The organism is Azospirillum sp. UENF 112521, from assembly GCF_058780665.1.
In genome coordinates, this window is the sequence record NZ_JBSNCI010000001.1 from 252,164 (window position 1) to 276,183 (window position 24,020).

At 65.5% G+C, this 24,020-nt stretch carries 21 protein-coding genes; 5 read left to right on the plus strand and 16 right to left on the minus strand.

Going from position 1 to position 24,020, the window contains the following annotated elements:
• Positions 1-39 precede the first annotated feature (39 nt).
• Both norR and ACWPN8_RS01100 read left to right on the plus strand, forming a co-directional pair.
• Positions 40-1,647 carry a nitric oxide reductase transcriptional regulator NorR gene (gene norR / locus ACWPN8_RS01095; RefSeq protein WP_492239621.1) on the plus strand — a complete coding sequence of 536 codons (1,608 nt, stop codon included), beginning with the start codon at positions 40-42 and terminating at the stop codon, positions 1,645-1,647.
• The gene (locus ACWPN8_RS01100) at positions 1,644-1,910 is read left to right on the plus strand and encodes a DUF1488 family protein (RefSeq protein ID WP_492239622.1); all 267 of its coding nucleotides are present in this window, start codon (positions 1,644-1,646) and stop codon (positions 1,908-1,910) included. The genes norR and ACWPN8_RS01100 overlap by 4 nt, the downstream gene beginning before the upstream one ends.
• Here the strand turns inward: ACWPN8_RS01100 and ACWPN8_RS01105 are convergent.
• The 4 genes from ACWPN8_RS01105 to ACWPN8_RS01120 all read right to left on the minus strand — a co-directional run bounded on the left by ACWPN8_RS01105 (position 1,907) and on the right by ACWPN8_RS01120 (position 6,038).
• The gene (locus tag ACWPN8_RS01105) at positions 1,907-3,190 is read right to left on the minus strand and encodes a TRAP transporter large permease (RefSeq protein WP_109096248.1); all 1,284 of its coding nucleotides are present in this window, start codon (positions 3,188-3,190) and stop codon (positions 1,907-1,909) included. The two genes, ACWPN8_RS01100 and ACWPN8_RS01105, sit on opposite strands and share 4 nt — an antisense overlap.
• Complete coding sequence (locus tag ACWPN8_RS01110) at positions 3,187-3,726, minus strand: TRAP transporter small permease (RefSeq protein WP_109096247.1); 540 nt, start codon at positions 3,724-3,726, stop codon at positions 3,187-3,189. Before ACWPN8_RS01110 ends, ACWPN8_RS01105 begins: the two co-directional genes overlap by 4 nt.
• A gap of 79 nt (positions 3,727-3,805) precedes the next feature.
• Positions 3,806-5,635 carry a sensor histidine kinase gene (locus ACWPN8_RS01115; RefSeq protein ID WP_109096246.1) on the minus strand — a complete coding sequence of 610 codons (1,830 nt, stop codon included), beginning with the start codon at positions 5,633-5,635 and terminating at the stop codon, positions 3,806-3,808.
• A gap of 187 nt (positions 5,636-5,822) precedes the next feature.
• Positions 5,823-6,038 (minus strand): con-10 family general stress protein, encoded by a 216-nt coding sequence (locus ACWPN8_RS01120; protein WP_109096245.1) that lies wholly within the window; start codon positions 6,036-6,038, stop codon positions 5,823-5,825.
• 215 nt (positions 6,039-6,253) lie between these two features.
• On the opposite strand from ACWPN8_RS01120, the gene ACWPN8_RS01125 reads away from it, so the two are divergent.
• On the plus strand, positions 6,254-7,732 hold the full coding sequence (locus ACWPN8_RS01125) for a sigma-54 interaction domain-containing protein (protein ID WP_492239623.1): 1,479 nt from the start codon (positions 6,254-6,256) through the stop codon (positions 7,730-7,732).
• 27 nt (positions 7,733-7,759) lie between these two features.
• Here the strand turns inward: ACWPN8_RS01125 and uxuA are convergent, their stop codons facing one another.
• From uxuA to ACWPN8_RS01180, 11 genes are all read right to left on the minus strand, one after another.
• Positions 7,760-8,962, minus strand: a complete 1,203-nt coding sequence (gene uxuA, locus ACWPN8_RS01130; protein ID WP_492239624.1) for a mannonate dehydratase — start codon at positions 8,960-8,962, stop codon at positions 7,760-7,762.
• 48 nt (positions 8,963-9,010) lie between these two features.
• Complete coding sequence (locus tag ACWPN8_RS01135; RefSeq protein ID WP_109096242.1) at positions 9,011-10,285, minus strand: TRAP transporter large permease; 1,275 nt, start codon at positions 10,283-10,285, stop codon at positions 9,011-9,013.
• Entirely contained in the window at positions 10,285-10,788 is a 504-nt protein-coding gene (locus tag ACWPN8_RS01140) for a TRAP transporter small permease (RefSeq protein WP_109096241.1), read from the minus strand. Before ACWPN8_RS01140 ends, ACWPN8_RS01135 begins: the two co-directional genes overlap by 1 nt.
• A 70-nt stretch (positions 10,789-10,858) precedes the next feature.
• Entirely contained in the window at positions 10,859-11,884 is a 1,026-nt protein-coding gene (locus ACWPN8_RS01145; RefSeq protein WP_109096240.1) for a TRAP transporter substrate-binding protein, read from the minus strand.
• A gap of 72 nt (positions 11,885-11,956) precedes the next feature.
• Positions 11,957-12,985: a Zn-dependent oxidoreductase gene (locus ACWPN8_RS01150; protein WP_109096239.1), complete on the minus strand. Its 1,029-nt coding sequence runs from the start codon at positions 12,983-12,985 to the stop codon at positions 11,957-11,959.
• A 39-nt stretch (positions 12,986-13,024) separates the two neighbouring features.
• Complete coding sequence (locus ACWPN8_RS01155) at positions 13,025-14,539, minus strand: mannitol dehydrogenase family protein (protein WP_492239625.1); 1,515 nt, start codon at positions 14,537-14,539, stop codon at positions 13,025-13,027.
• Between the two features lie 159 nt (positions 14,540-14,698).
• Complete coding sequence (locus tag ACWPN8_RS01160) at positions 14,699-15,457, minus strand: GntR family transcriptional regulator (protein WP_492239626.1); 759 nt, start codon at positions 15,455-15,457, stop codon at positions 14,699-14,701.
• Between the two features lie 283 nt (positions 15,458-15,740).
• Positions 15,741-16,574, minus strand: a complete 834-nt coding sequence (locus ACWPN8_RS01165) for an ABC transporter permease (protein WP_109096237.1) — start codon at positions 16,572-16,574, stop codon at positions 15,741-15,743.
• 12 nt (positions 16,575-16,586) lie between these two features.
• A complete protein-coding gene (locus tag ACWPN8_RS01170; protein ID WP_492239627.1) occupies positions 16,587-17,489 on the minus strand; it encodes an ABC transporter permease in 903 nt (300 codons plus the stop codon).
• Complete coding sequence (locus tag ACWPN8_RS01175) at positions 17,486-18,553, minus strand: ABC transporter ATP-binding protein (RefSeq protein ID WP_492239628.1); 1,068 nt, start codon at positions 18,551-18,553, stop codon at positions 17,486-17,488. The genes ACWPN8_RS01170 and ACWPN8_RS01175 overlap by 4 nt, the downstream gene beginning before the upstream one ends.
• A 101-nt stretch (positions 18,554-18,654) precedes the next feature.
• Entirely contained in the window at positions 18,655-19,845 is a 1,191-nt protein-coding gene (locus ACWPN8_RS01180; RefSeq protein WP_492239629.1) for an extracellular solute-binding protein, read from the minus strand.
• A gap of 630 nt (positions 19,846-20,475) precedes the next feature.
• Between ACWPN8_RS01180 and ACWPN8_RS01185 the strand changes: the two genes are divergently transcribed.
• Both ACWPN8_RS01185 and ACWPN8_RS01190 read left to right on the plus strand, forming a co-directional pair.
• Complete coding sequence (locus ACWPN8_RS01185) at positions 20,476-21,537, plus strand: hypothetical protein (protein WP_492239630.1); 1,062 nt, start codon at positions 20,476-20,478, stop codon at positions 21,535-21,537.
• Between the two features lie 150 nt (positions 21,538-21,687).
• Positions 21,688-22,572: a hypothetical protein gene (locus tag ACWPN8_RS01190; RefSeq protein WP_492239631.1), complete on the plus strand. Its 885-nt coding sequence runs from the start codon at positions 21,688-21,690 to the stop codon at positions 22,570-22,572.
• Between the two features lie 332 nt (positions 22,573-22,904).
• On the opposite strand, the gene ACWPN8_RS01195 is transcribed toward ACWPN8_RS01190, so the two are convergent.
• Positions 22,905-23,837, minus strand: a complete 933-nt coding sequence (locus ACWPN8_RS01195) for a hypothetical protein (RefSeq protein WP_492239632.1) — start codon at positions 23,835-23,837, stop codon at positions 22,905-22,907.
• Between the last annotated feature and the right edge of the window lie 183 nt (positions 23,838-24,020).

Here is a 24,020-nt window from a genome sequence, read left to right on the forward strand (position 1 = left end):
GCTGCGTTGTCAAAGTGACTGCGCACGGTATGATGTCGGATGGACAACGATGCGGTCATTTCGACACTATCGCTCCCGCTGGAAGAGGCTGGAGCGCTGGTGCAGGCGCTGGACGATCCGGCACGGCTGTGGCCGTTGCTGCTCGACCTGATAGCGCGCCATCTGCCTTGCGATGCCTGTGCGCTGCTGCGGCGTGACGACCGCGGCGGAACCGGTCGGGCGGGGGAGGGGCTGCTGGTGCCGCTCGCCACCCGCGGTCTCAGTCCCGACACGTTGGGGCGGCGCTTCGAGCTGGAGGAGCATCCCCGCCTGAAGGCGATTGCCGAGGCTGGCGGCGGGCTGTTGCGCTTTCCCGCCGGCTGCGAGCTTCCCGACCCCTATGACGGGCTGATCCCCGACCTGCGCCAGCGGCTGCATGTCCATGACTGCGTCGGTGCGCCGCTCGGCGTCGATGGGCGGCCGTGGGGGATGCTGACCCTGGATGCGCTGAACGAGGGGCGTTTTGAAGGGTGGGAGGGAGCGATTGCCGCCTGGGCCCGGCTCGCCGCCGACCTTGCGGCGGCGACGGAGCGGCGTGCCGCCCTGGCTGGCGATGGCGGCACCGCCCTGCGGATTCTCGACGATCCGCCGCAGGGCCTCGACTTCGATCCCATCGGTGTCAGCCCGGCGATGGCGAACCTGCTGACGGAGATCGACACCGTGGCGGCCAGCGACCTCGTCGTGCTGGTGCTGGGCGAAACCGGGGTGGGCAAGGAACTGGTGGCGCGACGGCTGCATACCCGGTCCCCTCGCGCCGCCGGGCCGCTGGTCCACGTCAACTGCGCCGCCCTGCCGGATGCGCTGGTGGAAAGCGAACTGTTCGGCCATGTGCGCGGCGCCTTTTCCGGTGCGGTGGCCGACCGGCGCGGCAAGTTCGAGTTGGCCAACGGCGGCACCCTGTTCCTGGACGAGGTCGGCGAGTTGCCGCTGGCGGCGCAGGCGAAGATGCTGCGGGCCTTGCAGAACGGCGAGATTCAGCGCGTCGGCTCCGACCGTCACATCACCGTCGATGTGCGGGTGATCGCCGCCACCAACCGCGATCTGGCGGCGGAGGTACGCGAGGGACGCTTCCGCGCCGACGTCTATCACCGGCTCAGCGTCTATCCGCTGCGAGTGCCGCCGCTGCGCGACCGCGGCACCGACATCCTGCGGCTGGCCGGCCTGTTCCTGGAGCGCAACCGGGCGCGGCTGGGCCTGCGCAACCTGCGCCTGTCGGTGGCGGCGGAGCAGCGCATGCTGGCCTATCCCTGGCCCGGCAATGTGCGTGAGTTGGAACACGCCATCGGCCGCGGCGCCATCCGCGCCCGCGTGGCCCGCCCGACGGACGGCGGGGTGCTGACCCTGACCCCCGCCGATCTGGGGCTGGAAGAGGAGGGGAGCGCCGTGATGGCGACGATGTCCGTGCAGCAGGCTCGCCCGACGGAGCAGCCGACGTTGCCGGACCTGCCTCAACTGCCGCTGCGCGATGCGGTGGAGGAACTGGAGCGCCGGATGATCCGTGAGCATCTGGCCCGCCATGACGGCAATTGGGCGCAGGCGGCACGGTCGCTTGGGCTCGACCGCAGCAACCTGTTCCGCCTCGCCCGCCGGCTGGGGCTGCGGGAATGAGCAGGGAGGGGTTGTCCTGGCACGCGGACATCGATGCGCTGGTCTTCCGGCCGGCCGGGCACGGCGGCTGGTGCGCCGTTCACCGGTTGGCCTTCCGTGCCTTGCTGGACCGGCGGGAACCGACGCCGGAAGACTGTCTCGCCTTTGCTGCCGCCCACCGCGCCTCGTTCGAGGCTGCGGCCGCGGGCAAGATCGCCCGGCGCGGCTACGGCGCCGCGGCCAGCCTGCATCTGACCAGCCGCGATGTCGCCCGCCTCCTCTAGAACCCCATCTGCCGCGGCATCCACAGCGCCAGATCCGGCCAGACGATCACCGCGACGACCACCAGCAGCATGGTGACCAACGGCCACATCACCCAGCGCAGGGTGCTTTCCATCGTGCAGCCGGTCATCCGGCAGGCGACCATCAGGTTGACGGCCATCGGCGGGGTGAACTGGCCGACGGCGATCATCAGGGTCAGGATGACGCCGAACCAGGTCAGGTCCCACTTGTAGGCGGTGGCGATGGGGATCAGCAGCGGCAGCAGGATGATGAAGATCGAGATGCCGTCCAGGAAGGTGCCGACGATGGTCAGCAGCACCACCAGAAGGGCCATCACCCCATATTCGCCCAGCCCGGAATGGATGATGGCATCGGCGATGGGGTCGATCACCGACAGGGTGCTCAATGCCCAGCCGAACACGCTTGCAAGCGCGATCACCGTCAGGATGATGGCGGAAATTTCCGCCGCCTCGACCAGCATGGAATAGAGATCGCGGAAACGGATGGTGCGGTAGACCACCATGCCCAGCAGAAGGCCGTAGGCCACGGCGATCACCGCCGCTTCCGTCGGGGTGAAGATGCCGAGACGCAGGCCGCCCAGGATGATGACCTTGGCGAACAGGCCCAACGACGCGTCCCACAGGCTGCGCCAGAAGGGCGGGCGCGGCTCGTGCGAGAGCTTGGAACCGAGATTGTGTTTCCGTGCCAGCCAGAAGACCGGAATGATCAGGGCAAGGCCGGCGAGCGTGCCGGGGATGATGCCGGCAGCGAACATCGAGGTGGTCGGGGCGGCCGGAACCAGCACGCTGTAGATGATCAGCGCGACCGACGGCGGGATCAGGATGTCGGTGGCCGCCGCGGCGGCGATGACGCTGGCGATGTAGGGGCGGGGATAGCCGGCGCGGATCATGCTGGGGGCCATGACGCCGCAGACCGCCGCGGCGATGGCCGGACCGGACCCCGAAATGCCGCCCATCATCATCGCCACCACGACGGCGATGACCGCCAGCGCTCCCTTGCCCTGGCCGACGATGGCGGTGGCGAAGCGCACCAGCTTCTGCGCCACGCCCGACCGGTCGAAGATGGTGCCGGCCAGTACGAACATCGGGATGGTCAGCAGCGGATATTTGGCGATGCCGGTATAGACGCTGGTCGGCACCGAGATGACGCCGAGATGGGCGAAGGCGATGGCGGCGGTGCCGGCCAGCCCGAGGGCGGCGGCGATCGGCACGCCCAGCACCATCATCACCAGGAAAGAGCCGAAGAGCAGGGTGGTGATCACGGCTCGCCCTCCGGGATATGTCCGGTCTCAAGCGGCTCCGTGCCCTTGTGGATGCGCACCATGCGGCCGACGGTGCGGGCCAGCACCACGAACGACAGGACCGGCAGGCAGATCGTGTAGATCCATTGCGGCAGACCCAGCGCCGGCGAGGTCACCTCGAACCGGTAATCGTCCCAGGTGGCCCAGGCGCCGTAAACCGTCAGCAGCCCGTACATCAGCGCGACGCAGGCCATGGCGAACTGCTCGGCCCGGCGGCGGTTGACGGGCGACATCTTGTCGGTGACGAAGGTGATGCGGATATGCCGGTCCTTGACCACCGCGGCCGACGCGCCGAGAAAGGTCAGGATGACCATCAGCGCAATCGAATACTCCTCGGTGAAGGCGAAGGAAACGTCGGTCAGGTAGCGCACCACGACGTTGGCGAAGGTGATCAGGGCCACCGCCGCCATGGTGATGGCGACCAGCACTTCTTCGATGCCCAGGGGGACGCGGGGTTTCGGCACCGGCCGGACGACGGTGGGGTCGTGATCGCTCATATTGCCAGGGTCCAGATAAAGGGAGCGGGATTATTCCCTTCACCGGGCAATCAATGCAAGAAACGATCTCCCGCCCGGATTACTCCGCCGGCATGCCGGCCATCCCCTCTTCGCAGAGCGTCTCTTTTGACAGCGGGATCCGCAGGGTGAAGACGCTGCCCTCGCCCAGCCGGCTGTCCACCGTCACGGTTCCGCCATGCAGTGCTGCGATGCGGCGGACCATGTTCAGCCCGACACCGCTCCCCGCCGCCGTCCCGGTGTTGGACGCGCGGAAGAAGCGGTCGAACACCCGGTTCCGCTCGCTGTCCGGAATGCCGATGCCCTGGTCGGCAACGGACAGCGCCAGCCACGGTCCATCCGCCTCTTCCTCTTCCCGGACCCGCAGCCCGACCGGCGTGCCGGAGGGGGAGTATTTCAGCGCGTTGTTCAGCAGGTTGTGGACGCACAACTCCAGCATCGGACCGTCGCCCACCACCCAGTGCGGGCAGCCGTCCAGATCCAGTTCGATGCGTCGGCCGGGTGCGGCGTCGCCCTGGGCCGAGGCGGCGGCGCGCAGCAGGGCCGGCAAGGCCAGCCGGTCCCGGCGCAACGCAAAGGCGGGATCGTTCAGCCGGTCGTCGGCAAGGCAGGTTTCCAAGATGTTGATCTGCCGGCGCACGGCGCGTCGGATCTTCTCAAGCCGCGGCAGCATGCCGGGGGCCTTCACCTCCGCATCCATCAGCAGAAGCTGGGCCGCCCCATCGATGATGGCGAGCGGCGTCTTGAACTCGTGCGCCGCCATCGACAGGAAGCCGTTCAGCGCCCGCTTCGCCTCCTGCTCCGCCATCAGCCGCTCTTCCGCCTCCAGCCGGGCGAGGTCGAGGCGGCGCACGGTGTCCTCCAGCCTCATCTCGGCCCGGCGGCGGTGGGTGACGTCGCGCAGCATCAGCAGGCAGCCGACCTCGCGCCCGCCGCTGCCCGCCGTCAGCGGCACCCAGGTCACCTCGAAGCTGCGCGGAGAGCCGCCGCAGTCCAGCGTCAGCGGACCCGGTACAGTCGCCGGCATGGCGCCGACCATGGTGGACAGGGCGGACAGCCCGGGCAGGTCGGCAAGCCGCCGTCCGATGGCGGCATGATCGCCGGCAAGCGCCTGTGCCGCCGGATTGGCTTCCACCACGGTGCCGTCGCCGTCCAGCACCAGCACCGGATCCGGCACCGCGTCCAGCAGCGCATCGCGGGCCACCGGCAACAGCTCGAAAAGGCGACGCCGGGTGATCAACCAATAGAAAATCCCGTCCATCATCAGGAAGCTGAAGGCGGTGGGGTCCAGGTCGAACAGGGTCAGGTTGCCGAAGACGTAACCGGCATTGGCGGCCCACGGGACGGCCATCACCACCAGGAAACCCAGGTAATGGGTGCGGTAGGCCGGCGTCGCCCGGTGGATGCCGCTGGCGGTGACGACGATGCTCATCACCATGAAGGCATAGATGTAGATGGTGACGGCGTAAAAAAGCAACCCATGGCTGTAGACCAGGGCGGCGCCCGGCTCCGCGCTGATCGGCTGGATGGCGGTGTAGAACAGGTGGTGGACGTCGTTGGTCAGGGCCACCGCCCAGGTCGCCAATCCGATCGTCACCAGCACCAGCCGCCAGCGTGCCGGCAGCTCCCCCCTGGTGTAGGACCAGAGGAAGAACGCCCACAGGCTCGGTGTGCAGACAATGCCCAACCACGCCATTTCCGCCCACAACAGCTTGTCGGCTGGCGCCGGCACCATGCTCTCGACGGCGACGGCCGTCGACCACCAGGCGGCTGACAACTGCATCAGCACGAAATCGGTGCGGCCGGGGAAAGCGGGAAGGGTCCAACTGCGCGCTGCGATCCACAATGTGGCGACGACCGCGGCCAGAAGCAGGGCTGACGGAAGGGTCATCGCGGAGCGTGCATGGGTCGGGGCTTCGGCCGTGGTCGTTGCGGCAGATGGGAAGTGCAGAGAATGAACCTTTCCGCCGAAGCTGCGCAAGCTTCTCCGCCAAAAAGGAAAAGCGCGCCGCAATCGGCGCGCTTTCCCAGCCGGGCTGTTTGCCCGGACCTCACCGGATCGTGGAGCCGGTCACTCCTTATTCCTTGTTGCCGCCACTGTTGCCGCCGCCACCGTGGCTGTGCTCGCCACCCTTCTTGCCGGCCTCGGACGCACGTTCGGGATCGTTCTTGAAGCTGCCGCCCGACACCTGGCCGCCCTTGTGGCCGGCTTCGGCCGCGCGCTCCGGATCGTTCTTGAAGTTGCCGCCGGAGTGCTGGCCGCCTGCGCTGCGCCCTTCGTTCTGGTTCGCCATGATGTGTTCTCCATCCTGTGTGATGATCGAAAGGTCGTCACCGTGCGGAACCGCAACGGTGCAGATCAGAACAGGGCGTCGGTGGGATGGTCGCGCCGCCCCCGCCATCGGTTCAGTGCGGCCTTACCGGAAGTGGCAAGCCCCAGCCGGTTGCGGATTCGGACGTAGGGGCCGATAAGGTAAGCCTGCTCTGACATGGAACGGGGACGGCGGGTGTGAGTGATCGGGAGCGGTTCTCCGAGGTGGGGCAGGGCGACGCGGCGCTGCTGCGCAGCCGGGCGATTCCCTCGCTGTTCGAGGCGCTGGAAACCCAGTCCGAAGGAACTGTGGCGGTCGACCGCCACGCCCGGGTCGTGTGGATCAACGAGAAATACGCCCGGATGCTCGGTATCTCCGACCCCGCCGAGGCCATCGGCCGCGAGGTGGAGGAGATCATTCCCCATTCGCAGATGCGCCAGATCCTGGCGACCGGCCAGCCGATCCTTCTCGACCTGATGCTGTTCGGGACCCAGCGGCTGGTGGTCTCGCGCTTTCCGCTGACCGACGATGCCGGCACGGTGATCGGCGCCGTCGGCTTCGTTCTCTACGACAGCCTGCACCGGCTGAAACCCCTGCTGGCCGAATTGTCGCGGCTGGAGGCGGAACTGGCGGCGACCAAGCGCCGGCTCGACGAGGGGCGGCAGCCGCGTTACACGCTGCAAAGCTATGTCGGCGACAGCCCGGTCTGCCTGGAGGTCAAGCGCAAGGCCCGTCTCGCCGCCCGCACGGATGCACCGATACTGCTGCTGGGGGAGACCGGCACGGGAAAGGAACTGATCGCGCAGGCCATCCATGGCCTGTCGGCGCGCAGCGGACGGTCCTTCGTCGGCGTCAACGTGGCGGCGATCCCCGAAACGCTGCTGGAGGCGGAGTTCTTCGGCGCGGTGCCCGGCGCCTATACCGGGCTGGACCGCCGCGGGCGCGAGGGGCGCTTCAAGACCGCCGACGGCGGCACGCTCTTCCTGGACGAGATCGGCGACATGCCACTGGGGCTCCAGGCCAAGCTGCTGCGCGCCCTGCAGGAGCAGGAGATCGAGCCTCTGGGCTCCGACCGGCCGGTGAAGGTGGATGTGCGGGTGATCGCGGCGACCAACGTCGATCTGGAACGGCGGATCCGCGACGGCCGCTTCCGCTCCGACCTCTATTACCGTCTGAATGTGCTGCCGATCCGCCTGCCGGCCCTGGCGGAAATGGGCGGCGGCCTGGAGGCCATCGCCGAATCCATCCTGCAGGAGATCGCCGCCCGCACCGGACTTCCCCTGCGCGGCCTGACCCCGGAGGCGGTCGAGACCCTGGGCCGACATCGCTGGCCGGGCAACGTGCGCGAACTGCGCAACGTGCTGGAGCGTGCCTGCCTGCTGACCGACAACCGCCGCCTGACCGCCGCCGACCTTGCGGAGGCCTTGCCGGATCTGGGTGAGGCCGCTCCGCTTGAACGTCCTTCCGTGCCGACCGGCACGGCAGTCCGGGCGGAACCGCAAGCGCTGCCTCTGCCGGACTATGACCGGGCCTTCGACGAGTTCGAGCGCGGACTGCTCGGCCGGGCGCTCGCGGCCAGCGGCGGCCGTGCGGTGGAGGCGGCACAGGCGCTCGGCATCTCCCGCGCCGCCTTCTACAAGAAGCTCGCCCGTCTGGGGATGCGCGCCGGCGGGTGAGGCCGGCGCGCATTCAGTTCAGACAGGTCAAATCACACCGGCAACTGCTTCATCGCCGCGACGGCGGTCATCACGCCGCGGATCTCGGCCAGGCCGCGCAGGCGGCCGATCATCGGGTAGCCGGGGTGGGTCGGCTTGCCGACGTCGTCCAGCAGCTCGTGGCCATGGTCGGGGCGGAAGGGCAGGCGCCAGTTGTCGTTGCCGGCGTCCTGGCGGCGCTTCTGTTCCTCCAGCAGGGTGGTGACGACCGACACCATGTCGACGTCGCCGCCCAGATGGTCGGCTTCCTCGAAGGATTCCGTCCGGATCCTTGGCGACGTTGCGCAGATGGACGAAGTGGATGTCCTCGACGAAGCGCTTCGCCATCGCCGGCACGTTGTTCGTCTGTCCGGCCCCCAGCGAGCCGGTGCAGAAGGTCAGGCCGTTGTTGGGCGACTTCACCGCATTGATCAGGTGGTCGAGGTCGTCCTCGGTGCTGACGATGCGGGGCAGGCCGAACAGCGGGCGGGGCGGGTCATCGGGGTGGATCGCCATGCGGATGCCGACCTCTTCCGCGGTCGGGATCACCTCGCGCAGGAAGCGGGCCAGCGTCTCGCGCAGGCCGTCGGCGCTCATGCCGTTGAAGCGCGCGATCATCTTGCGCAGGCCGGGGATGTCGTAGCGGTCGTACGCACCCGGCAGGCCGGCCATGATGTTGGTCAGCAGCTTGGCGCGGTCGCTTTCCGACGAGCGGTCGAACCATTCCTTGGCCTTGGCGAGAACCTCCGGAGAATGGTCCTCCTCGGCACCCGGACGCTCCAGCATATAGACGTCGAAGGCGGCATGTTCATGGGCGTTGAAGCGCAGCGAGGTGCCGCCGCCCGGCAGGGCCGCCGCCAGTTCCGTCCGCGTCCAGTCCAGCACCGGCATGAAGTTGTAGCAGATGGTCGTCACGCCGCAGGCGGCGAGGTTGCGCATCGACTGACGGTAATTGTCGAACAGTTCGGTCAGGTCGCCTTCGCCGATCTTGATCGCCTCATGCACCGGCAGGCTTTCCGTGACCGTCCAGCTGAGGCCGAGTTCCTTGTCGGACTCGATCATCGCCTTGCGTTTCTGGATTTCCTCCACCGACCAGACGACGCCGTAGGGGATGTGGTGCAGGGCGGTGACCACGCCGGTGGCGCCGGCTTGGCGGATGTGGTTCAGCTTGATCGCGTCTTCGGGACCGAACCAGCGCCAGGATTGTTCCATGGCTGCGAACTCCTTGGATAGAGAGGGGGCTTTGGAAATCTGGAAAAATCAGCGGAAAAGCAGGCTCGGCAGCCACAGAGACAGGGCCGGGATGTAGGAGACCAGGAACAGGATCAGGATGTTGCAGAGGAGGAAGGGCCAGATCGCCTTGGTGATGGCCCCCAGCGAGATCTTCGCGATGTTCGCCGCAACGAACAGGCAGACGCCGACCGGCGGGGTGGTCAGGCCGATCATCAGGTTCAGCACGGCGAAGGTGGCGAAATGGATCGGGTCGATGCCGACCTGGGTCGCCACCGCCAGCAGCGGCGGGAACAGGATGATCAGCGCCGCAATCGTCTCCATGAAGGTGCCGACGATCAGCAGCAGGATGTTGATCAGCAGGATGATCAGATACTTGTTGGTGGTCAGCGCCAGCATCGAGGCGGCGATGGCCTGCGGGATCTGCTCGCTGGTCAGGATCCAGCCGAAGACGTTGGCGAGGCCGACCAGCAGGATCAGCCCGCCCGCCCCGATGGCGCTTTCCAGCAGGATACCGGGCAGCTGGCGCAGCTTGAAACCCTTGTAGACGAACAGACCGATGACGAAGGCGTAGAGAGCCGCGACGATGGAGGCCTCGGTCGGGGTGAAATAGCCGCCGACGATGCCGAACAGGATGATCGCCGTCATCAGCAGCGCCCAGAAGGCGCCGCGGCTGGCGCGGACCAGCGCGCCGAAACCCTGCCACGGCTCACGCGGGTAATTGCGAACCCGCGCCAGGATCCAGACCGTCAGCATCATGCCGAGGCCGAGCAGCACACCAGGGATGGCGCCGGCCATGAACATCTTGCCGACCGACAGGCCGGTCAGGGTGCCGACGATGATCATCGGCACGCTGGGCGGGATGATCGGGCCGACGGTGGAGGCGGCGGCGGTCACGGCGGCGGCGAAGGGGGCGTCATAGCCGGACTTGCGCATCGCCGGGATCATCACGGCGCCGATGGAAGCGGTTTCCGCCACCGCGGTACCGGAGATACCGGCGAACACCATCGATCCGGTGACGTTGGCGAGGCCAAGGCCGCCGCGGATATGGCCGACCAGCCGGTTGCTGAACAGCACGATCTGGTCGGTGATGCCGCCGCCGTTCATCAGGTTGCCGGCCAGCACGAAGCCGGGGATGCAGAGCAGGACGAAGCTGTCCATGCCCGCATACATGAACTGCGGGACCACGGCGAGGTCGATGTCGCTGCCGACCAGATAGACCGCCGACGCGCCGCCCAGGGCGATGCCCACCGGCGCGCCCAGGATCAGCAGGACGGCGAAGGTGACGAACAATGCGGTGACCATCAGACGGTTTCCCCATGGCTGGGCGGCGCGGAGTCGCGCCCAAGCCCGGCCAGCCGGGCAATCGAGAAGAAGGCAAGCGAGACCGGGATGATCAGCGTCACGACATAGACCCAGATCATCGGGACGTTGATGGACCGTGCCCGCTCACCCAGGCTGCCGACGACATAGTCCCAGGCACCGGGGATGATCGCGACGGCGAAGACCAGGATGGCCACGTCGACCAGCCGGGCGACGGCCCATTGCATCGGCTTGGGCAGCAGCAGGATGAACATGTCGACGTTCACCAGCTCGCCGCGCAACAGCGCGAGGCCACAGGAGAAGGCGACGAGATGGACCAGCGCGAAGCGGGCCACCTCCTCGGTCCAGGGAGGCGAGGGAAAGCCGGGAATGCGGCCCAACACTTGGATGGTCACCACGACGATAAGGACGCCGATGGCCGCCAGGGTTCCCCAACGGCAAAGGGCGGAGACGGCCGACACCAGGGCGGCAAAGGCGTTGCGCATGGAAGGACTCTTGCGGTTCGGGAGAAGACGGGCGCCCTCTCCCGGGACGGGAGAGGGCCTTGTCTGCCGCTCACTTCACCGCGAGGATTTCGTCGTAGATCGGCTTGATCTCCGGCGACAGCGCCGCGACGACGGCCGGACGGCCCTTCTCGGCGAAGGCGGCCTTGTCGACGGCGATGAACTCCATGCCCTTGGCCTTCAGGTCGGCGGCCAGCTTGGCCTCGTCCTCGATGAACAGCTTGCGCTCGGCGGCTTGGGCAGCCTTGGCGGCCTCCATGATGGCGGCGCGCTGTTCGGCCGGCAACTTGTTCAGCTTCTTCGAGCCGCCGACCAGATAAATCCAGCTGATGACGTGCTCCGTCTGGTTCACGTATTTCTGGACCTCGTAGAAGCTCGCCGACTTGATCAACGCCAACGGGTTCTCCTGCGCCTCGATGGTGTCGTTCTGCAGACCGGTGAACACCTCCGAGAAGGCCATCGGCGTCGGCTTGGCACCCAGCCCCTGCCAGAAGGACACGAACAGCGGCACGTTGGGGACGCGCATCTTCAGGCCGTTCAGATCGTCCGGCGACTTGATCGGGCGCTTGCTGGTCAGGTTGCGCGGGCCGCGGGCGAAGTAGGTCAGCGGGACCAGCTGGGTCTTCTGCTCGATGGCGTCGGCGATCTTCTTGCCCGGCTCGCCGGTGACGACCTTGTCGAGGTGATCGAGATCGCGGATGGCGTAGGGAACGGCCAGCAGTGCGGCGGCCGGCGCCCAGTTCTGCAGGGACTCGCCGGTGATGGTGAAGTCGATGGTGCCGAGCTGGATGCCCTTGATCAGGTCGGTTTCCTTGCCGAGCTGCTCGTTGGGGAACACCTTGACCTCGACCGCGCCGTTGGTGCGCTTGGCGACTTCCTCGGCGAAGACCAGCGAGGCCTTGTGCCAGACATTCTCCTCGTTGGCGAGGTGGCCGAGCTTCAGCGTCGTCTTGGCCTGGGCGCGGACGATGGCCGGGGCGGCGATCCCGCCCAGCAGCGTCGCACCGGCGGCGATGCCGGCGCCGAGGCCGATGCTCTTGGCCAGCGTGCGGCGCGAGATCGGGGTCTTGCTGTTCATCCTGGTGTCCCTCCATTTTGGGCGGATCGGGTCCGCCGTTGCTTCGATTGGTGGCTGCCCTCGGGCACGCGATCAGCTTTCGAAGTCGAGCTGAACCTTGATGGTGCTGGACGGGTCGGTCTCGATCAGCGAGAAGGCGCTCGCCGCATCGGCGATCGGGAAAACCTGGGTGATCATCGCCGCCGGCTTCAGCTTGCCGCTCTCCAGCCATTCGATGACCTGCGGCAGCAGGCGGCGGTTCAGGCGCGAGCCGACCAGCGTCAGCTCCTTCTTCACGATCTCCTGCTGGCTGATGTTGCAGGGGGCGGGAGAGAAGCCGAGCAGGCCGATGCGCGCCGCCGGGCTGGCGAGGCGGCAGGCCTCCTCCAGCAGGGCAGGCACGCCGGCGCCGTCGATCACCACCGTGGGGCCGAGCCCGTCATTCTCGTCGCGCACCGCATCGGGAACCGACACCCGCGACGAGTTGAGGACGACATCGGCGCCGAACTCCTTCGCCCGCTCCAGCCGCTTGTCGTCGAGGTCGGCGACGATGCAGCGGGCGCCGTGCAGTTTGGCGACCTGCACAATCGTCAGCCCGACCGTGCCGGCGCCATAGACCAGCAGCGTGTCGTCGGCGGCGATGCCGGTGCGCGACAGCACATTGGCGGCGATGGACAGAGGCTCCGCCAGCGCGGCGATCGAGATCGGCAGGTCGGACCGCACCTTGACCGCATTGGCGGCCGGCACAACGACATGGTTGCGGAAACCGCCGTCGCGGTGGACGCCGAACACCTCCAGATTGGCGCAGACATTTGTGCGCCCGGCCCGGCAGGCATAGCAGCGGCCACAGGACACCACCGGATCCACCACCACATGGTCGCCGGCAACGACGTTGGTCACGCCATCGCCGACCGCCTCGACCGTGCCGGCGAACTCGTGGCCGATCACGCGCGGATAGACCGCGAAGGGGTTGGAGCCGTGGTAGATGTGCAGGTCCGACCCGCAGATGCCGGCACGCTGGACGCGCACCAGCACCTCGCCGGCCTTGACCGGCCCTGCAGACGGGGTGTTCTCGGGACGGAGCGCCAGCACATGCGGCTTTTCAACGGTCAGGGCAACCACGGGACTACTCCCTACTGAAGAGAAAGCGGTGAAACGGGATCAGGCAGACGCGGCCACGACGGCGCGGGCGCCTTCGGCGAACAGGCGCTTGAGCGCGACGGTGACCGGGGCGGTGAAGCGCTGGTCGCGCGGCAGATCCTCGCCGAACACAGCGGTCAGCCCGAGCAGCGCCTCGGCCAGCCGGTCGGGATCGCCGGCCGTGGCGGCTGCGATCTCCGCCAGCTTGGCAGCCAGCGGATCGCGCACGTCGATGGGCTGTCCCTTCTCGTCGGAGCCGGCGACGTAGCGCATCCAGGCGGCGACGGCCAAGGCCAGCCGGTCGATGGGCAAGCCGGCGGCAAGCCGGTCGCGGATCGGGTTCAACAGCCGCTGCGGCAGCTTCTGCGTGCCGTCCATGGCGATCTGCCAAGTGCGGTGGCGCAGCGCCGGATTGCGGAAGCGGGCGATCAGCGCGTCCTTGTACTGCTCCATATCCGCACCGGGCGGCATGTGGAGCGTCGGCCCCGTCTCGCGGTCCATCAGGTTGCGGACCAGCGTGGCGAAGGCGGAATCGGCCATGGTGTCCGACACCGTCTCGTAGCCCGCCAGATAGCCGAGATAGGCGATGGTGGAGTGGCTGCCGTTCAGCAGCCGCAGCTTCATCGTCTCATAGGGATGGACATCGGCGACCAGTTCCACCCCGACCGTCTCCCAGGCCGGCCGGCCGGCGGGGAAGCGGTCCTCGACCACCCATTGGGTGAAGGGCTCCGTCACCACCGGCCAGGCATCCTGCACACCGAGCGCCTGCGAGACGCGGGCGCGGTCGGCCTCGGTGGTGGCGGGGACGATGCGGTCGACCATGCTGTTCGGACAGGCGACGGTCTCGGCCACCCAGGCGCCAAAGGCCGGGTCACGCAGTTCCGCGAAACGGCGCAGGATGCGGGCGACGGTGTCGCCGTTGCTCGGCAGGTTGTCGCAGCTCAGCACGGTGAAGGGCGCCAGCCCGGCAGCGCGGCGGCGGGCCAGCGCCTCGGCCAGGAAACCGATGGCGGTGCGCGGCTTGTCCGGGTTGTCCAGGTCGTGGCGGATGTCGGGATGGCTCTCGTTCAGCGCGCCGGTGGCCGGATCGTGGCAATAGCCCTTCTCGGTCACCGTCAGGGTGACGATGCGCACCGACGGGCGGCACATCCGCTCCAGCACCGCTTCCGGGTCCTCATGCGCGACCAGCAGGTCCAGCAGGCAGCCGATCACCCGAAGCCGCTCCCCCTCCGCATCGCGCACCGCGACGGTGTAGAGCCCGTCCTGCGGTTCCAGCGCGTCGCGGGTGTCGGGGCTGCGCAGGCTGACGCCGGCGATACCCCAGGGCCCGAACTGCCGTTCAAGCAGGGCGTCGGTGTAGGCCGCCTGATGGGCGCGCTGGAAGGCACCGACGCCGAGATGGACGATCCCGATGTCGAGGCCGTTGCGGTCGTAGCCGGGCCGGGCCACCGTCGCCGGCAGGGCGGACAGGCCGGAGGCGCCGAGGCGCCGCGACGGGGCGCCGGACGGAGGGACGGTGGACGCAGGCGATTGCATGGAGAGCATTTCCTTCCAGGCGAGCGGTTGGCTCACATTCTTGTATGGTAGTATGTCAAGAAGCGCAGAGAAGGGCAACCCGGATTGTCATCCTGTCGAACCATATAGCCCTGCTACTGCCGTCCTCCCTTGCGGCCAGCACTGGACAGGCGGCGGCGGTCAGCGCAGGGCGGCAACCCGTGACCGGCCGCTGTTTCTGGAGGCGGTCTTCGCTGCCGGCGGGGCTCCGGCCTCCTCAAGGGTGAACAGGTCGGGGAACTTACCTTCCAGTTCGGGCAGCGAGGTCAGGATCTCGCGCAGATGCAATCCCATCGCCGCCTCCGCCTTGATCGGGTCGCGAGCGACGATCGCCTCCAGCACCGCCTGATGCTGCGAGATCAGGCGGCGGATCGGCGTGGCATAGGGAACGCTGAGATAGCGGACGCGGTCCATCTGCGCCTTCGTCTCCTCGACGATGCGCCAGGCATAGTCGCACTCCGCCCCGATGGCGATGGCGCGGTGAAAGGCTTCGTCCAGTTCCAGGAAGCGCACCGGCACCGGTTCGTCGGCGATGTCCCACTGGGCCTTCAGATTGTCGCGCAGCTCGGCGATGCCGGCCGGCGTGATGGTCTCGCAGGCCTTGCGCACCACGGCGGTCTCCACCGCCTCGCGCACGAAGCGCGCGTCCAGCACCTGCTTGACCGAGATTTTGACGACGAAGCTGCCGCGTTGCGGCCGGATGGTGAGGAGGCCGGCTTCGCTCAGCTTGATGAAGGCCTCGCGCACCGGCTGGCGGCTGACGCCGAGCTGGTCGGCGATCTCCTGCTCGGACAGGGCTTGGCCGGGGCGGAACTGCATCGTCACGATGGCTTGGCGCAGCACCCGGTACACGCGCCGCGCGATCGGCTCGCCGGATTCCACGTCGATCTTGTTCAGCATCGGCACGTCATGGTTTATGGCGCCTCGAAACCTGCCCGAAGGGCCGGAGCGGATGACTGGTCTATCAGGATACTACCATACCAAGCGGTCGGCAAGAGTATTTCCCGCCAAACCCTCTTGGCCCAAGGCGGGTTTCTCAACGAAAGCTCACCCGGATCAAAGAGACCCCTCCAGAGTTCCACAAACAAACTGCCGGCCAGTACCGACGGAAATTATGGGAACCCCGTTCAGGATCATGATGTTGGCAGTGCATCCTTGAACGGGGCAGGCATGGACAGTGGACCTATGCCGCCGGACGCTTGCCGCGGCCGACGATCTGGGTCGGATTGACGAAGCGCAGGGCGACGATCAGCCAGACCAGCGTGGTCACCATATAGATGACCGCCATGGCGTCGATCGACTGCACCGCCCGGACGCCGGAGGCGAACACAGCGTAGTAGAGCGCCACCACCAGGGTCTGGCTGCCGGGCCCGGAGACCAGGAAGGTCAGCTCGAACATGCCGATGGTGCGGACCAGCACCAGAAGCAGCGCCGCCAGCACACCCGGCATCAGCATCGGCACCAGCACATGGACGAACATCTGGAAGATGTTGGCGCCGAAGACGCGGGCCGCCGCCTCGGTGCGCGGGTCGATCTGTTCGATGAAGGGGATCATCACCAGCACCACGAAGGGCACGGTGGGCACCAGATTGGCCAGGATGACGCCGGTCAGCGTGCCGCCCAGCCCCGCCTTGTACAGCACCGTCGCCAGCGGGATGCCGTAGGTGATGGGCGGAACCAGCAGGGGCAGCAGCAGCAACAGCATCACCGCCCGCTTGGCCGGAAACTCGCGCCGCGCCAGCGCATAGGCGGCCGGGACACCGAGCAGGCCAGACAGCAGGACCACCGCCCCGACCGCCTGGAAAGTGACCCACAGCACGTCGCCCAGCTGGAACTCGTCCCAGGCGGCGAAGTACCAGCGGGTGGTGAAGCCCGCCGGCAGCCAGGTGCCGAGCCAGCGGGTTCCGAAGGAGGAGGTCACCACCGAGGCGATCAGCCCCATCAGATTGATCAGAAACAGCCCGATCACCGCCCAGACGGCGAAGACCCACAGGCGGGACATGATGGATTTCTGCATTGCCGCCTCTCCTCAGCCTTTGGCGCCCGCGGCGGGGCCGCGGTAGAACAGCGAGCGGCAGCCGAGAACCGCGACGACCACCAGCAATTGGACCGCCCCCATGATCATCGCGATGGCCGAGGCCATGGAGTAGTCGTACTCCTCGAACGCGGCCTGATAGGCGGCGATGGAGATGACGCGCGTGGCGCCGGCCGGATCGCCGACCAGCACCGCCGACGGCAGCACCGAATAGGCCTGGACGAAGGACAGACAGAAGGTGATGGCGAGGCCGGGGATCAGCAGCGGCAGGAAGACCTCGCGGAAGCGGGCGGCCGGGCCGGCACCCAGCGTCGCCGCCGCATTCTCCAGCGACGGATCGATGCCGGTGACGTAGGACAGCGTCAGCAGGAAGGTGAAGGGGAAGCCGGTCAGCACCAGCGAGATGAAGACGCCCCAATAGCCGTTCAACACGGAGATCGGGGTGGACAGCAGCCCGGCCGCCATCAGGGCGCGGTTGAACCAGCCCTGCGGCCCGAAATAGAACAGCATGCCTTCGGCCACCAGAACGGTGCCGAGCGTGATCGGCAGCACCAGCAGGGTGGTCAGCAGACGCTGGCGCCGCATCAGCCGGACGCGGAAGGCGATGGGGATGGCGATCAGCAGGTTCAGCAGCGTCACCGGGAAAGCCAGACGCAGCGTCTTGAAGATGGTGCCGTAAAGGAAAGGATCGCTGAAGAACCGGGCATAATTGCCGAACAGCGATCCGTCCTTGGGCTCGAAGGACAGCATCAGCCCGTAGAGGAACGGGTAGATGAACAGCCCCAGGATCAGCGCCACGCAGGGCAGCACCAGCAGGGTCGCCCCGTCGATGCCGCGGGCGGCCAATCGCTGGCGCAGGGTCGGCCCCTCGGCGCGGCCTTCCAGGACGGCGCTCATCGCGCGTCTCCGAACACCAGCACGCGGCCGGCATCGGCGCCGAGCCGGACGGCGGCGCCCCGCTGCAACGGATAGGGGGAGGCGAAATGCAGCTCGGTGCCCGAAGCGGTGACGCCGACACCGTGGAAGCCGCGCCCGCGATACTCCACCGCCTCCACCCGCACCGGAATGCCGCTGTCGGTGCCGGTCGGCTCCAGATCATCGGGGCGGATCGCGGCGACTGCCGCCTTGCTGGCGGAAGCGGCACGCATCCGGCCGCGGATCACCGTGCCTTCGATGTTCAGCAGGGCGTCCTCGCCCTCCATCCCGACCAGTTCGCCGTTGACGCGGTTGCGGAACCCCATGAAGTCGGCGACATCGAGATGGGCGGGCAGGGCGTAAAGCTCCGCCGGTGTGCCGACCTGCCGGATGGCGCCGTCGCGCAGGACGACGATGCGGTCGGCCAGCGACAGCGCCTCTTCCTGGTCGTGGGTGACGTAGATGGTGGTGGAGCCGAGGGACTGGTGGATGCGGCGGATTTCCTGGCGCATCTCCAGCCGCAGCTTGGCGTCCAGGTTGGACAGCGGTTCGTCCATCAGCACCAGCGGCGGCTCGACCACGATGGCACGGGCGATGGCGACCCGCTGCTGCTGGCCGCCCGACAGCTGGCCCGGCAGCTTCTCCGCCTGCGATTCCAGCCGCACCGCCGCCAGGGCGGCATCGACCCGCTTCTCCAGTTCCGGCTTCGGCACGCTGCGCATGCGCAGGCCGAAACCGATGTTCTTGCGCACGGTCATGTGCGGGAACAGGGCGTAATTCTGGAAGACCATGCCGAAGCCGCGCTCTTCGGGCCGCAGCACGTCGACCCGCCGGTCGTCGAGCATGATGCGCCCGCCGCTGACCGGCAGCAGGCCGGCGATGCAGTTCAGCGCGGTCGTCTTGCCGCATCCCGACGGGCCGAGCAGGGCGATGAACTCGCCCCGTTCGATGGTGAGGTCCAGCCCTTTCAGCGCCGTGAAGGCGTCGAACTCCCGCCTCACTCCCTGAAGGTGCAGTTGCTTGAAGGTGGTGGCTCCGACGGTCATTCCGGGGTCCTGTGGCTGGATGGGGCGCTGTCTTCGGAGGGGCCCGCCGCCCGCTGCCGGGCGGAGGACCCCTCCGTTTCACGTCGTCGGCTGGAGCGCCGTCATTTGCCCTTGCGCCCGCCGATCTCCTCGTCCCAGCGGCGGAAGGCCTGCACCAGCTTGTCGGCGGCGAGCGGCAGTTCGATGGGGTGGTCGGCGATCAGCTTGTCATAGGATGGGCGGCCGAACTCGGCGATGGCGTCCTGGCTCTCCTTCGGCGCCATGGCGAGCGTCACGCCCTTCACCGCCGGGCCCGGATAGAAATAGCCCTCGTCATAGGTGTAGGCCTGCTGCGCCGGGGTCAGCAGATGGTTCATCAGGTCCAGGAGGACGGCGAGCTTTTCCGCCGACACGCCCTTGGGGATGCACATGTAATGGGCGTCGGCGACCCAGCGGAAATTCTCCACCGCGAAGACCTCGGCCGACTTCGGCACCACGCCGAGCACCCGCGGGTTGATGTCCCAGCCGGTGGTCGACACGATGATGTCGAGCGATCCTTCGCCCAGCGCCTTCATGGTCGGCGTGGTGCCGCCCGGATAGGCCTCGATGGTCTCGCCCAGCTCGCGCAGATAGGCCCAGGTCTTTTCCCAGCCGTTGACCGGATCCTTGGGATCCTTGTCGCCCAGGATGTAGGGCAGCCCCATCAGGAAGGTGCGGCCAGGACCGGAGTTGGCCGGGCGGGCATAGGCGAAGCGCTTCGGATTGGCCTTCGCCCAGGCCAGCAGTTCCGCGGCCGTCTTCGGCACCTGCTTCACCCGTTCCGGCGCATATTCGAACAGCGGGCCCGACGGGTAGTAGGTGACGACCACGCCCTGGCCTTCGGCGAGACCCTGCATGCGGGCGGCCGGCTCCAGATAGATATCGGACAGTTTCGGCAGGTCGCCGGCGCGGTCCGGCAGCAGATTGACCCACAGCTTCTGGTCGATGCCGGCGGACAGCACGTCGGTGCCGGTCAGGACCAGATCGATGTCGACCCGGTTGGCGTCCTGCTGCGCCTTCAGCTTGCCGGGGAGTTCCGGCGCCGGCGCCTTGGAGAAGACGATGCGCGAAGCCCAGTCGGGCTTGGCCTTGCGGTAATTCTCGATGGCCTTCTGGGTCAGCGCCAGATTGCCGGCGACGTCCACCACATTCAGCGTGACCGGGCTCGCCGGCTTCGGCAGGGCTGCGAACACCGGCCGGCCGGTCGCCAGGAGTCCGGCGGTCCCGGCGGACGCCGCGAGGAAGCCGCGTCGTGAAATCCCGTGGTCGATCATAGGTTTCCTCCCGTTTGTGCGTGTTTTGAAATTGCGGTGGTTCGAGCTGCGGCGGACATACTGAAGCGGCCGGGAAGCCATGGTTGGCGGCCTGACGGAACCGGTCGGAGAGCAGGATCGCGGAAGATGCGGATAATTCGTTCCTATGCCAAATGCTAGTATGGTAGTCCCGGCTCCGCAAGCGGAAACTCGTATGGTAGTAGCTTGTCGTGTCGTGTAGGGCGGGGGAGCGCGCAAGCCCTTGTCCGATGACCGTTGACTGTCTTTGCCTCCTGCACTGGACTGTCGCCACAATGTCAAGCTGTGGAAACGACCGCAGGTCGACGTATGAGCGTTCCAAATTCATCTGCCGATATGCTATGGCTTGATATCGGTTGAGGTCCTGTCTCGCTTCGATAACAGAACCTCAAATCCAGAAGGTTTGTCGGTGGAGAATTTTAAAGAGAGGTCGAGGATATTTTGATAAAATCGAAAAGATATAAATAAAACATGAGAATATTTCTGTTTCTTATTTAAAATATCCCAAAAATTAAGATAACTAATTTTCGCGAGGGTGATATCATATTTTTCCGCGCGCTCCATATTTAATTGATAGAGCAGGGGGAATCTTGATGGTTTGGATGGGATAGAATGACAACGATACCGAAATTATTCCAAGAAAAAATAGATGGCTCCCTTGGAAAACTGAAGGCCATACTTGAAAGAGTAGAGCTAAAAATTCTTTTCTTCACGGAAAACAAATTCTTGTTTCCCAGTGATTTTGACGAAGACTTTCGCGAACATTATTATAAATTAGAAATTTCCAGTGATGGATCAATCTTTGATGATCAAAAATTTGATTTCGATGTCGTAATTCTGTGCGGACATCTAAAGAGCGAAGAGATATTTTCCTGGAAGTTGCAAAACATGCCAAGGCAGCCGTTTGTTGCGCTTTGGACATGGGACAATCATCATGAGCCCATCCTCAACAACCGGGCGGCTATGATCGCCGATGCGGTATTCCCTGCTCATTGGTTCGCGCATGAGGACATGGCAAATGCAGCCACCCTCATAGCGCCGCATCTTCCGCTTTGCATAACGCAATGGAGCAGTGTCTTCCTGGCTTCGATGGAAGAGAAGATCGTTTCCGCGGGGCGGTGCGATAAACTATATGGCGGTTTCTTCAATCATGCGGATGCAAAAGAGAGAAACGGATTGATCGCGTCATATCGGGATCGATATCCTGATGATCATGTGTTCACTCTCGGACTCGACAAAAGATCTGCGTATTTCTCATTCAGCCAGGAACAGAGGCTGCTCGACTGGGCTTCCTACAAGGTCAGTGTAATTCTTCCATTGAAAAATGATATTTCACAACGGTTGTTCGATGCTCTGGCATGTGGTCTGATCCCCATCGTTCCACCTGAGTTTCCCGATCTTGATCTGGTGATTCCACACCATGATCAACACTCCTTGCCGATCGTCCGGATGGAAAACTATTCCGTCGACGGTATTGCGGATGCCCACACCCGCGCCTTGACGCTGTTCGACCGGGACGGCAAGCAAGGTGTGGTGCGCCGGCATCGGTTCGCTCGCGACAATCACGGATTGCGCAACAGAATAGATCGGCTGGTCAGTCTGTTCCGTCCGGGCACAGCGATCTCAAGAGTGTGGATCGACTTCGAGCGCGGAATCCACATATACTTGACATGATTTGGAACGGTTACTACAAGAAGCAGCATGTCTCTCGGTAAAAGGCATTCTATTATTGGGGCGAATGTACAGTCTTCGGGTCAGCAGGCTGCGTAATTTTCTTGGCGGCATGCTTCCAACCGACCTCCTGCACGCAGCATCGGCTTTTCCATGATCATTCTCCTGACGACCCCGGACCATCAATACACACTTCGCAGCATTGCCGAAGGCCAGTTCGGCGTGCCGGTTCCGGACATCAAAAGCCTGAGTTACGACCAGGTTCTTGCGGCATCCACCTTGCCGAGAGCCACCTATATTTTCGCGGATCTCGAGCGGCTTTCGACATCCCGCCTGAGACGGGCCGCCGACCTGTACCGGAAATTGCGCGATCTTGGCGTGCGCTGCTTGAACGACCCTGCCTGCGCGATGAGCCGTGTGGAGCTTCTGACCAATCTCAACGAAAAAACCGGCAATCCCATCGAGGTCCATCGGGCGGACATGCGTCCGAGGCCGTCGCGTTTTCCCGTCTTCCTGCGCCTTGAAGACGAGCATGAGATGCCGTCGGATACGCTCTACTACAGCCAAAGCGAACTCGACGAGGCTCTTGCCGTGCAACGCCGGGATGGGGTGCCTTTGCGCGGCCTTCTCGTTCTGGAAAAGGTCGATGCGACGTACAACGACACCCTGTGGGCCAAATGGGGCAGTTGGCGGATTGGCGAGCGGATCGTCGTGGAGCACATCGCCGTCGAAGACCGGTGGATGGTCAAATATGGCCGGCATGACTGTCTTACGGAAGGCATCGTCTTAGACGAATTCGATGCCGTATCGACCAATCGGTTCGAGCCTTTGCTCAAGCCGGCGTTCGAGATCGCCGGGATTGAGTATGGCCGCGCGGACCATGCCACCACACCGGATGGGACGGTGGTGTTCGAGATCAACACCAACCCGTTTCTCGGCAACTATGTGCCGGACCCCTGGCTGAAACGCCGTGACGCTCAAATGCTGGCGAGACGGCGTTGGAGCGAGGCGATGCAGGCGATCGACACGCCGTGCTGACTGCCGGTCGAGAATGCTTCCACTATGGACGGGCATTGCGGGGCCATGGCGAACCATGGCCCACAACTTCAACCTGTGTGCGCAAGGCAAATCAGGTTGAAAAACGGCGTTATCAAGAAAAAAGCGGCGAAGGGGGCGGCGGCGGCGGGGGCGGACCAAGAGGCGCAGCGGTTTCGATGGAGAAAGTCATGCTTTCCATTCCTACAGTTATAGGGCGATTTCAAACGAAGGCTGAGCGGAACCACCCTTCGAGGCAAAGATAATCATAGCTCCAGGCGTTCCCGTCAAGATTGTGTCTTTTGGATCGGGCGGAAATTTTGGCGGCGTTCTCGTCACGCAGGCATGTCCCAATCCGCAACGTCGGGCTTTACGGGGTGATGGATCATGTTGCTCCGGCCGAAGCCGTTCGGGTCCTCGGCAAAATAACGCGGACAGGAGGGGCGCCAGATCAGGGTGCCCGGTCGCAGGCATTCGTCCTGCGGGGTGTTCTCGTAATTGGTTCCGCGCCGGGATGGCGGACAGAGCGGCCCCTGCCCACCGATGTCTTCGACGGTGAAGCCACCGGCGAATGCGACGGTCGGCAGGGTGAACTCGTAATGGCCGCGCCAGCCGGCGATGGACATGATCAGCCCATAGGTCCGCGCGAAATGGCGGGACAGGCGCATGATCGGGTGAAACGCCCGGTGGACGTGGTCAGGACTGACCGACCCCGGCATCGCTGCCGACTGCCAATAGTACCAATCGCGACTTGCGGCGAGCGGCTGGACGGTCGTCGTCAGCAGATCGGACGCGTTCCGGCTGAACTGATCGAAAAGCTGCGCCCAGTCGCCGGAATAATCGACGTCGTATTCGACGATCCACACGAAATCGGCATCAAGGGACAGGACACAGGGAATGATCGCCACGTCCAGATAGCCCCGTTGCACGCCGCCATGCGCAGCCATCTCCCGATAGCGGGCCGGCATGCAGGACTCGGGCGGCCGATAGGCGAAATCGACTTGCGGTTCCGCCCGGTTGTCCGGATTGAACATGAAATGCCAGTCGATCATGTGCCCGGTCTGATCGACGAGACGCTGGAAATGCCGCTCGATCCGTTCGGAACGGACATGACAGACGAACAACCCGGCGACCTTGAAGGGAGGAACGGGTTTCATCGCTTGCCTTGGCTCTTCGGTCTGTAGGTCGGCGCAACGGGAACAGCGGGCGCCTCGGAATGGCACCGGACCATAGTATGGTTCGGGCGCCGGCCATTGAAAGGATTTCATGGGCTTGGCTCCGGCACACCGCCCATTCGAGTCGTGTCCCCAAGCTGGGGAGGGAGATGGACAGAGATGGGATATGCGACGTCGCATTTCACAGCGCTGCGACTTATGGAAATTATCTCGCACCAGCACACGGACGGTTGAAACTTCCGACAGAATCGGCATGCTGTCGCCGATGGTCTGACC